The organism is Anabaena sp. 54 (assembly GCF_017355725.1).
Classification (GTDB): domain Bacteria; phylum Cyanobacteriota; class Cyanobacteriia; order Cyanobacteriales; family Nostocaceae; genus Dolichospermum; species Dolichospermum heterosporum.
Map to the genome: position 1 here is coordinate 17889 of NZ_JAAVWA010000045.1, position 11231 is coordinate 29119.

At 37.5% G+C, this 11231-nt stretch carries 9 protein-coding genes and 1 pseudogene; 9 read left to right on the forward strand and 1 reads right to left on the reverse strand.

From position 1 onward, the window contains the following. The first annotated feature begins 80 nt into the window (after positions 1 to 80). A complete protein-coding gene (locus HEQ36_RS24195; protein ID WP_168636450.1) occupies positions 81 to 1424 on the forward strand; it encodes a P-loop NTPase fold protein in 1344 nt (447 codons plus the stop codon). After that, on the forward strand, positions 1384 to 3198 hold the full coding sequence (locus tag HEQ36_RS24200) for a tetratricopeptide repeat protein (protein WP_168636449.1): 1815 nt from the start codon (positions 1384 to 1386) through the stop codon (positions 3196 to 3198). The genes HEQ36_RS24195 and HEQ36_RS24200 overlap by 41 nt, the downstream gene beginning before the upstream one ends. A gap of 227 nt (positions 3199 to 3425) precedes the next feature. On the opposite strand, the gene HEQ36_RS24205 is transcribed toward HEQ36_RS24200, so the two are convergent. After that, on the reverse strand, positions 3426 to 5120 hold the full coding sequence (locus HEQ36_RS24205) for an ABC-F family ATP-binding cassette domain-containing protein (RefSeq protein ID WP_027401786.1): 1695 nt from the start codon (positions 5118 to 5120) through the stop codon (positions 3426 to 3428). Positions 5121 to 5863: 743 nt separating this feature from the next. On the opposite strand from HEQ36_RS24205, the gene HEQ36_RS24210 reads away from it, so the two are divergent. From HEQ36_RS24210 to HEQ36_RS24240, 7 genes and pseudogenes are all read left to right on the forward strand, one after another. Further along, positions 5864 to 8056 (forward strand): cation:proton antiporter, encoded by a 2193-nt coding sequence (locus HEQ36_RS24210; RefSeq protein ID WP_168636448.1) that lies wholly within the window; start codon positions 5864 to 5866, stop codon positions 8054 to 8056. A 422-nt stretch (positions 8057 to 8478) separates the two neighbouring features. Beyond that, positions 8479 to 8823 carry a calcium-binding protein gene (locus tag HEQ36_RS24215; protein ID WP_168636447.1) on the forward strand — a complete coding sequence of 115 codons (345 nt, stop codon included), beginning with the start codon at positions 8479 to 8481 and terminating at the stop codon, positions 8821 to 8823. A gap of 39 nt (positions 8824 to 8862) precedes the next feature. After that, positions 8863 to 9042 carry a hypothetical protein gene (locus tag HEQ36_RS24220; RefSeq protein WP_205748563.1) on the forward strand — a complete coding sequence of 60 codons (180 nt, stop codon included), beginning with the start codon at positions 8863 to 8865 and terminating at the stop codon, positions 9040 to 9042. A 141-nt stretch (positions 9043 to 9183) separates the two neighbouring features. Next, the gene (locus HEQ36_RS24225; protein WP_267902190.1) at positions 9184 to 9732 is read left to right on the forward strand and encodes a calcium-binding protein; all 549 of its coding nucleotides are present in this window, start codon (positions 9184 to 9186) and stop codon (positions 9730 to 9732) included. An 11-nt stretch (positions 9733 to 9743) separates the two neighbouring features. Next, positions 9744 to 10121: pseudogene (locus HEQ36_RS24230) on the forward strand (cadherin repeat domain-containing protein); the annotation flags it as partial. 63 nt (positions 10122 to 10184) lie between these two features. Then, on the forward strand, positions 10185 to 10421 hold the full coding sequence (locus HEQ36_RS24235) for a hypothetical protein (protein WP_233455514.1): 237 nt from the start codon (positions 10185 to 10187) through the stop codon (positions 10419 to 10421). 20 nt (positions 10422 to 10441) lie between these two features. After that, positions 10442 to 11104 (forward strand): PEP-CTERM sorting domain-containing protein, encoded by a 663-nt coding sequence (locus tag HEQ36_RS24240; RefSeq protein ID WP_168636445.1) that lies wholly within the window; start codon positions 10442 to 10444, stop codon positions 11102 to 11104. Positions 11105 to 11231 lie beyond the last annotated feature (127 nt).

Consider the following 11231-nt stretch of genomic DNA (forward strand, 5'->3'; position numbering starts at 1 on the left):
GCCAGGATAACGAAAATATCAAATAATCAACTAAAATTAAACTTGAGTCCTTGAGATTCCTAAATATATAACTTTGTACTATGAATCAACCTAACTTTCAACGTGCCAATACTCTTAAATCTGCTTATCTTGCTTGCACTTTAGAACCATTAGACGGTGAACGAATAGAACAATATTATGTTGATTTATCAGCAGTGCGTAAAACCTTAGCAGTTGACCGCATAAGTACAATTTTAGACCTTCAGGAAGCAGACAATTTCAGCACTATTTTATTTACTGGTCATCGTGGTTCTGGGAAAAGTACCGAATTAAAACGTATTCAAAAAATCTGGAAAGAAAGTTATCACGTAATTTATTTGGAAGTAAATGAAGAAACAGATATTAATGACGCTAATTATACAGATTTATATTTAATTGTGATCAAACAAGTTGAGTTTGCTTTAAGAAAATTAGGTTTAAAGTTTGATCAAAGATTATTAAGTAGTTTTGAAGCATGGTTCAAAGAAATTACTGAAGAAAATGAAGAAAGTGTAGAAAAATCTGTCAGTGTAGAATCGGAAGCCAGTTTAGAAGGTGGTGCGCCATTTATTGCTAAATTAATGGTGAAGTTATTGGCGCAAATCAAAGGTTCTGATAAACAAAAGACGACAATTCGCCAAACTTTAGAAAAAGATATTTCTCGCCTCAAGGCAGATATCAACCTATTGCTACGTGACGCTTATGTTAAATTGCAAAAAAAATATCCAGATTATAAGGGATTATTGATTATTTTTGATAACTTAGATCGAATTAGTCCTAAAGTTGCAGATCATTTATTTTTTGAATATGCAGCCCAATTACAAGAACTTCATTGTACAATTATTTATACAGTTCCTATTTCTGTTTTGTGTTCGCCGAAAAATCCCCTATCTTTGTTTGATGGTAATCCTCACATTGTGCCAATGGTGAATATATACCAATTTGATCGGAATGTGCGTGATTTAAACTATAATCAAATTGGATTGGATACCATAGCAAGTTCAATTGAAAAACGAGTAAATGTTGATGCTGTGTTTGATTCCCGTGCAGAATTGCTAGAATTAGCTAAAGCTAGTGGTGGTAATGTGCGTCAACTAATGCAAATGATGAGGTCAGCTTGTCTAACAGCAAGGACTAAGAATCATCCTAAAATTTTAGCAGAAGATGTAATTTATGCTATAAAAGAACAACAATTTAGTTTTGAAAGGCTTATTCCCAATGACCATTATCCATTGTTAGCACAAGTTTATCTGAATAAAGATGTAAGTAAAGATGATATTGGACAGTTAATGCTGTTTAATACCTCAGTATTGGAATACAATGGCGATAACAGATGGAATTATCCTAACCCAGTGGTAATGCAAAATGAATTCTTCCAAAAAGCACTGGCAGAAATTACAACATGATTTTAACGCCGAATTGGGGCAATTTATCGCCCTAAATGAAGGTATTTTGGCGGAATTATTGACGTTTATTGACTTTTCTGAAAAGTTTACTTTAGGATTTATTGAGATTAATTTTCCTCCTGATGGAGATTTATTAATTGAGGCATTAACAACAAATCCCCAATGTGAAGAAATTCAATTTGTAATTCTCAAATTTGCTGATCCTAATTTGCGCTTTTTGCGTGATGAAATTATCAAAGAATTGCCAAAAATCGAAAGAGAAGTAAATAAAAAGTTAGTATTAATTATTCAAGGTTTAGAAAAATCTATTGGTGTGTTTGGTGAATATCCACCATTTTTACAAGATTTGAATTTTGTCAGGGATGCTTATAAAAAAACTGTCCCTTATCCTATATTATTTATTTTACCAGATTACGCTATTAACCGTTTAGCTAAATTTGCTCCTGATTTTTGGGCTTGGCGTTCTGGTGTATTTAGATTTAAAACTTTAGAAAAAACTAGAGAAAATGCGATTGCTCAAACTTTAGAATCTAATATAGAAATTGATAGAGTAGAACCACAAGAAAAGCAAGAAAGGATTGAAATTTTACAAAGTTTATTGATGGAATATAAGCCTACCTGTGAGCAAACTAATGATGGTAATTTACGCAGGTATAGTAATATTTTATTGGAGTTGGGAACAGCTTATATTAGTCAACATCAAGCAAAAACAGCGAGGGAATATTTAGCTGAAGCTTTACAAATTGCTGACAAATTAGCAGATGTTAATTTTAAACGTCAGGTTTTAAATAAAATTGGGGATGCCTTTGCTGAGGAAAGAAAGTTTGAAAAAGCAATTAATTATTATCAACAAGGTGTAAATATTGCCAAAGAACTAAAAAACCGGAATGGTGAAGTTTATGCTTTATTTAATTTAGGTACTTGTTATTTTGATTTGCGGCAGTTTTCAGAAGCTAGAGAATATTATCAACTCTGTTTAACAATTTATCAAGAATTAGATGATCATGATAACGAAGCTAGAATTTACCATCAGTTGGGAAGAGTAGCCCTAGAATTGCGAGAATATGAACAAGCACGAACTTTTTATCAACAAGCTTTAGATATCAAAATTGAATATGGGAATAGATATTCTCAAGCTACCACCTACACCAATTTGGGATATGTAGCCCAAGAAATGCGAGAATATGAACAAGCACGAATTTTTTATCAACAAGCTTTAGCTATCCTTATCGAATATGGGGATAAATATTATCAAGCTGGAACTTACCACCATTTGGGAATGGTAGCCCAAGATTTACGCGAATATGAACAAGCACAGGAATATTATCAACAAGCTTTAGCTATTTTTATCGAATATGGGGATAGATATTCTCAAGCTAGTACCTACCACGAGTTGGGAAGAGTAGCCCAAAATTTACGAGAATATGCCCAAGCACAGAACTATTATCAACAAGCTTTAGCTATCAAAATTGAATATAGAGATAGATATTCTCAAGCTAGTACCTACCACCAGTTGGGAAGAGTAGCCCAAAATTTACGAGAATATGCCCAAGCACGGGAATTTTATCAACAAGCTTTAGCTATCAAAATCGAATTTAAGGATAGATATTCTCAAGCTAGTACCTACCACGCTTTAGGCACTCTAGCAGAAGCACAGGAAAATTATACAGAAGCTAGAACAAATTTACAAAAAGCCTTAAATATATATTTTGAATATAAAGATGAATATTGGGGGAATATTACGAGGGAGAACTTAGAGAGATTACCAAAATAGGGTTTTGCTGAATTGAGGTATGAAATTCCCAAATTGAACCTTCAAAAACTCTTACCTTTGCGTCTTTGCGCCTTTGCGTGAGACTAGAATTTATACCCTTAATTATCTAAAGAATACACAGAATAATAATCAAGTTTATCTGCGTTTATCAACGTTCAATTATCATAATTAAAAAATAGGTGACAGAAAGCCAGAAACACAATCAGTCACCCATTCACCGACATTACCTATTTCTGCTTTGCTCCAGCTTTGGCAGATTTAGCGGCTTTTTTAGCGGCTTTTGCGGCTTCTGCTGCTGCCAATTCCGCCAGTTCTTTTTCCTCAGCTTTCTTATCGAGATAGTAGTGATAATCTCCTAAGTAAACATGAAAATCACCATCACGAATTTCGACAATTTTGTTAGCTACTTGGGAGATAAAATAACGGTCGTGGGAAACTACAAGGACAGTACCATCATAGTTTTGCAAAGCCTCTTCCATCATTTCCTTTGCCGGAATATCTAAGTGGTTGGTAGGCTCATCCAGGATGATTAAATTGGCTGGACGTAATAGCATTTTTGCCAATGCTAATCGAGCCTTTTCACCTCCACTTAATGCCGCAACTTTCTTAAATACGGTATCACCAGTAAATAAGAATCTGCCTAACAATGTGCGGACTTCTTCGTTTGTCCAGTTGGGAACTTCGTCATGGATGGTTTGCATGACGGTTTTATTTAAATCCAACGCTTCCGCTTGGTTTTGTTCAAAGTAACCAGGAATCACATTGTGATCACCTAATTTCACAATCCCTTCTGTGGGTGGTTCAACACCCATCATAATTTTTAACAGTGTGGACTTACCTGCACCGTTGGGACCAAGGAAGGCAATTCTGTCTCCTCTTTCCACCAGCAGATTTGCAGATAAAAACAGAATTTTATCCCCATAAATATGGGTTAAGTCCTTAATTTCCACTACTTCTCTACCGCTACGAGTGGCATCAGGAAAACGGAAATGTAGGGTTCTCATTCCTCCTGTCGGTGCTTCAATGCGTTCAATTTTATCAAGTAGTTTTTCTCTACTTTTCGCTTGGGTACTGCGAGTAGCACTGGCACGGAATTTTTCTACAAATGCCTGTTGTTTTTCTAATTCTTTTTGTTGACGTTCGTAAGCGTTGAGTTGTGCGTATTGATTTTCGGCTTTTTGTTGCAGGTAGGATGAGTAATTACCCAGGTAAGAACTAGAAACACCTCTTTCTGTTTCAACGATTTGGTTACACAGACGATCTAAAAATTCCCGGTCATGGGAAACTATGACCATTGGGGTAATTAAACCTCTGAGGTAATTTTCTAACCATTCAATAGTTTCTAAATCTAGGTGGTTTGTCGGTTCGTCCAGTAGTAATAAGTCGGGTTTTTGCAGGAGGATTTTTCCTAAACTCATCCGCATTTGCCAACCACCGGAGAAGGCACTAACTAGGCGATCGCTATCTTCTAGTTGAAATCCCATCTCTGGTAATATCTTACCAATCCGTGAGTCTAAATTATATCCATCCAAAGCTTCAAACTGACGCTGTAACCGATCTAACTCATGAATTAGCTCATCTAACTCTTCTGGATTAGCTGTTTCCATCTCATGAGGGATATGAGCTAAAGCCTTCTGCACTTCATTAGCTTCTTTAAATACAGTCCAAAATTCTTCTCTAACTGTACGAGTGGGGTCAACCTCAAATTCTTGGTTAAGATAAGCTATATGTAGACTGGCGGGACGAATAATTTCTCCAGCGGTGGGTTCAATCTCCCCAGAGATGATTTTCAATTGGGTGGATTTTCCCGCACCGTTAACACCAACTAAACCAATACGATCTCCTGGTTTGACTTCCCAGTTGACATCTTTAAGAACTTCGCCTGTAGGATAAATTTTACTGATATGTTCTAATCGCAGCATGAAGCGTCTCGTAGGTAGGGGACAGGGGGCAAAGCTAACGCCGTATCTAATCTTAACAAAATTTAACGCCATATTTACAATTTTTTGGCTATAAACCTAAATTCTTTCCTCGATTCAGGAGGTAGGGGCGCAGGGCCTGCGCCCTTTGTCAGAAGAAGACAGAATAAGAAAGACAGGATTTGCCGGCAAGTATTTTAGGTTACACCTGAGACATTTTTTCTAATTTTTAATCAGAGGATTGTTTAAGAATTTATGGTTTATTGTCAGCTTTTATGCGGAAATAATTTATTAATCAAAGGTTCTGACCACTTGATTCTCTTGATTTAGGTTTTATACTTGCTAATTCTCAAGTTTATTGACAGTTTAACAACAAATTAATACTGATTTTCTGAGATAATCAAGATAGCAAGGTAACAATAATTAACATCTTGAATTAATAAAAATAGTTGAGAATAAGTAGGTTGGCGTTGAAAATTGTCGTTATGGCAAGGCAAAAGGCAAGAGGCAAGAGGCAAGAGTGAAGAGGGTTTGGGCGATTTTACGTTTCTTTACACAGTTTGGTTTTATTGTGTTCACCTACTTATATCTAGTTATGTTGACAATTTGAACTATAGCAGTATGCACTTGGATGAGATCCAGAATATACAATAAAAGCCATAAAGTAAGATACTTCTGACTCCTGACTCCTGCTATCTTGTCAAAAATTATCATAGTGAACTCAAATTATCGTCAATGAGGAAAATATGCACACAGTTATTCTCGTTTTGGTTGAAGTATTAATTGTGATTGGACTCTCTCGACTTGTGGGACTGGGATTCAAAGCAATTAAACAACCATTGGTAATCGGCGAGATTTTCGCTGGTATCATGCTTGGTCCATCATTATTTGGTTTAATTGCTCCTGGTTTAGCTCATAGCCTGTTTCCACCAGAAACCATGCCTTATTTGAATGTTTTATCGCAAATAGGGCTAATATTTTTCATGTTTCTGATTGGGTTGGAATTAAATCCCAAGTATCTGAGTGGTAACTTAAAAACTGCCATTCTCATTTCCAATCTCAGCATTATTGTTCCCTTTGCTTCGGCTTTTGTATTGTCTTTCGTCCTTTATCCCTTAGTTTCTAGTAATCATGTCAATTTTGCCCCCTTTGCCTTATTTTTAGGGGCGGCGATGTCAATTACTGCCTTTCCGGTGTTGGCGAGAATTATCACCGAAAATAACTTACAGGGAACTCGTTTGGGGACATTAGCCTTAACTTGTGCGGCAGTAGATGATGTGACAGCCTGGTGTATTTTAGCAGTAGCGATCGCTGTCGCTCGTCACGGTAGTATTGACGGGCAAGCTATTCTCACCATTATTGAAAGTATTGCTTATATTGGCTTCATGTTCACAATTGGGCGATGGTTTCTCAAACGTCTGAGTAAACATCATCGTCGGGCTGGGCGGTTGAGTCAATTCGTTCTGGCTGTAATTTATATGGGGGTTGTCTCCTCCGCTTTAATTACTGAATTTATCGGTATTCACCTAATTTTTGGGGCATTTTTATTAGGGGCAGTCATGCCCAAAGATGAAGAGTTAGTCAGAGAATTAGCGATCAAAACTGAAGATTTCGTCCTTATATTTTTGTTACCAATATTCTTCGCCTACAGTGGTTTAAAAACACAAATTGGTTTGCTTAACAGTCCTCATTTATGGCTATTGTCAGCCTTGATTTTATTAGTAGCAATTGGTGGTAAATTTACTGGTGCTTATATAGCCGCTCGAATTAGTGGTATTGACAAACGGGAAGCATCAGCCCTGGGTTGGTTGATGAATACTCGCGGTTTAACCGAATTAATTGTCTTGAATATTGGTTTAGAGTTAGGCGTGATTACCCCCTTACTTTTCACCATGTTAGTAATTATGGCTTTGGTGACAACATTCATGACTTCACCATTACTGGAATTTACTTATCCGAAACGCCTGATCCGATTAGATGTTGTTGAACCAGAAGCTGAAATCCCAGCAGAAGCCGTACCAGTCCCCAGCGAACCTTATATTACCCAATATCGGATGTTAGTCCCAGTGGCTAATCCCGCTACCCAAAAAGGTTTGTTACAGTTGGCAACTGCGATCGCTGTTAATAACCGACAACCTGCTGTGGTTTATCCCCTCAGCTTCATTGAACTCGAAGAAGACTATGGTTTTGAAAGTACCCCAACGGAAGCCGACAGACTTATTGCCGAACGTCGCCAAAAACTAGAAGAATTAATCGCTACCCTAGAACCACCAGAAACACGCTCCTATATCCATCCTATAGTTCGCATATCTAACAATGTTGCCAGAGAAACAGCACAGATAGCCAAAATTGAACAACCAGATTTAGTTCTCGTCGGTTGGCATCGTCCAGCTTTTAGCAACAATCGGTTAGGGGGAAGAGTCGGACAAATTCTCAGTACCACACCGGTAGATGTCGCCGTATTTGTAGATAAGGGAGGCAACGCCATTGAAAGTTTATTAGTTCCCTACTCCGCCAACATCCATGACGATTTAGCATTAATTATCGCCCTGAGAATGCTGATTAATCGGGATACTTGTATGTTACAAGTTTTACAAGTCTTTACAGGCACTCACATCCAAGAAGAATTAAGTTATGAACTCAACGCCATGATTGAGCGATTACCACAAAGTGTGCGCGATCGCATTGAGATCAAAAGCGTTACATCCCCAGAACCAATCCAAGCCGTAATTGCTGCCTCGGAAAATGTTGATTTGACCATTGTTGGTACTAGCCGTCTGTGGGGAATTGAACGCCAAACCCTGGGAAGATACACAGATCAACTCGCTATCCAATGTCGTTCTTCATTACTCATTACCCGTCGTTACAGTCAAGTTACCTCACACCTTACCGCCCTCCTCCCAGCAGTTAATACCCAAGAAATCACTCATAATTCCTAACTATTCTCATGGTTGAGCTTAGGTGCTTTTAATTTGCATTCATGGATAAGTTACGGAACAAATAAATTATCCATATCTTTTTAACGCACCTTTGCAAAAAAAAATAAACTCTATGCGATTTTGACCGCACGAGTCGCTTATTTTGATTCACCAATGCCGCGTTTAGTAGCAATGATAGATTATTCCCTATAGTAAGTTCGTATAAAATCAATGGTTTATTTCAATATATTTTTGATACTTTGTAGCAAAGCTTTACTCAAGTGTGGTAGTATAACCGCCAAGGGTGTGTAACCTTGGTGACTTGACAAGAATATCAATATTTTACAGTAATATACTTTTCCTACTTAATAGCAAACCGTTAGTTAACTGTGGTAATTTAACCTGTTGTTTTAGTTCAAACCTCGAAAAACATCATTTATTTTATGAACTTTTTAATTAATTCCGCGCTAACCTTAGCTTCTAATCAACTTAAATATTTTTCTCGTTTAAATAACTTCTGGCAGGTTTTTGATACTGCTTTTGGTACACAATACAACCGCAGCCTTGCGGAAATTCTGCGGTTACAGTGGGAAGCTGGGGATTTTAGTCAAATTCCCCAAATAGAAGTTCTCGATAGTAGTATTCTTGGCAGTGCTAATGGCGCTTATGCTAGTAGTAAGAATAAGATTTATTTATCAAATACCTTTGTTGCTGCTGCTTCTTTAGCAGCTATTAGTAGGGTATTGTTAGAGGAAATTGGGCATTTTGTAGATGCTAAAATTAACTAGACGGATAGCGCTGGAGATGAAGGGGCGATTTTTGCGGCTTTGGTACAGGGTCAAAATCTGGATGTGGAGACTTTACGAGTATTAAAGGCAGAGGATGATCATAGTATAGTTACTTTAAATGGGCAAAGCATACCAGTAGAGCAGCAAAATTTTACGGGAACTGACGGAAATGATACGATTATAGGAAGTTCTGAAGATGACACTATTAATACCTTATGAGGACAGGACACAGTTGATGGAGGAGCAGGGAATGACCTGTTAATATTAGATTACTCCAGTAATAACATTAGTGGGATTAATAGCTCAATTTCCAGTAATGGGAATGGTGGTTTTAATGGTAATTACAAAGAAAATCGGGGTTTGTATTACTTGGATGACCAAGTAAGTTTCAGTAATATAGAACGCTTCCAAATTACGGGAACGGCTCTTGGTGATAGTATAGTTACAGGTGGTGGTAATGATACTATTAATGGTGATGGGGGAGACGATACCATTTATGCGGGTGGTGGTAATGATACTATTAATGGTGTAAATGGAGCAAGTCTTACTCGCGGATTAGGGGAAATAGACAGCCTCACAGGTGGAGCAGGAAGCGATATCTTTATCTTAGGAAATGCTACCAAGGTTTATTATGATGATGGCAATACTCTAACTAATGGTAGTAACGACTACGCCGATATTACTGACCTCAACATCGGAGATATTATTCAACTTCAAGGAACAAGTAGTAATTACCTGCTGGCTGTTGTCGGTGCAGACACTCAAATATTAATCAACAAGCCAAATACCGAACCAGATGAACTTATTGGTATAGTCCGAAATCAAACAGGCTTGAGTCTAACAGGAACTTATTTTAGCTATGTTTTTGATAATACTCCGCCGACCAAGCGCCCACCAACATCAGCTTAAATAACAGCACAATTGCCGAAAACCAGCCCATTAATACAGTAGTTGGTAATTTCACCACTACAGACCCAAATACTGGTGACACCTTCACCTATAGTCTAGCATTAGGAACAGGTGATACAAATAACAATTCATTCATTATCGTTGGTAATAATGAGTTACAAACCAACTCTGTATTTGACTACGAAACGAAAAACAGTTACAGCATTCGCGTCAAAACCACAGACCAAGGTGGGTTAAGTTATGAAAAAGAATTAACTATTAACGTTAATGATCTTAACGAAATTACTGGTAATCCTTTAATTAACAATGGTCGTACCCCAATTGTAGGAACTGCTGGTTCTGACTATATTATCGGCGGTCCAGGGGCAAAAACCATTAGTGGAGGTCTAGGTAATGATTCCTTCGTCTTTACCAATCTCCGAGATGTGGGACAACGGATTACGGATTTTACTATGGGAGAAGATAAAATTGTCCTTACCCAATTACTCAGTAGTATAAATTATAATGGTGCTGATCCTATTGCGGATCAATACATGAGATTTGTAGCCGGAACAGGTAGCAATACTGGTAGTACCTTTCTGCAAATTGATCGGGATGGGATTTCAGGTAGTTCCATATTTAAGAACTTCCTTCAGGTTGATAACATCACTACCACCCAGTTAAATAACGTCAACAATTTTGTTTTTTAGCATTTTGTATCAGGAACTCTATGTTAACTCAATTCAAAAAACCTCTGATCACCATCGGTATAACCTTGTCCACTGGTATCAGTTCCATAGCAATCTCTGCTCCTGCTTACTCCATCAACTTAGTTAATTTAAACACTTTTAACTCCATTGGAGATGTTACTAGTAACAACACAGTTATTTACTCAGGTTCATTGAATACAGTTGAAACCAGTGGTGGTACTGATAGTTTAGAGGATTTCCTGGGTATTGACCCGACCAATTTTTCAAATGCTATCCTAGACAATACTTATGGTTCAGCCATTAAAAGTACCTTTAGTAACATTAATTCTGGAGATGTATTTAGCTTTCAATGGCAATTTAACCAAAACAATCAAGATCAAGCTTTTGTAGCGATTGCCAATAATATTCAAGCCTTAACGGGTAATAATGGTACTTATAGCTATACTTTTACTTCACCGGGAAGTTATAACATCGGTATTGGGGTTGTTGACGTTGGTGATTCAACAGGTCAATCAACTCTCACACTAAGTGATGCCAACATTCAGGCTGTTCCTTGGGAAACTGATGCCTTACCAGTATTAAGTAGTACAGTTCTTTTTGGTCTTGGTGTTTGGGCTAAACGTAAATGCACGAGTTCTTTCAGATCCCCGACTTCTTCAAAAAGTTGGGGATCTAAGGGATAATAAGTCACATCCTGTAGGCTACTCAGACAATTTCCCACAGCGATCGCCACCAATTAATCACCGTCAAATTAGCAACCTCATCTGCAAACAGATCCCTCATCCTGTAAATCCTGAAATCCTGGAAATC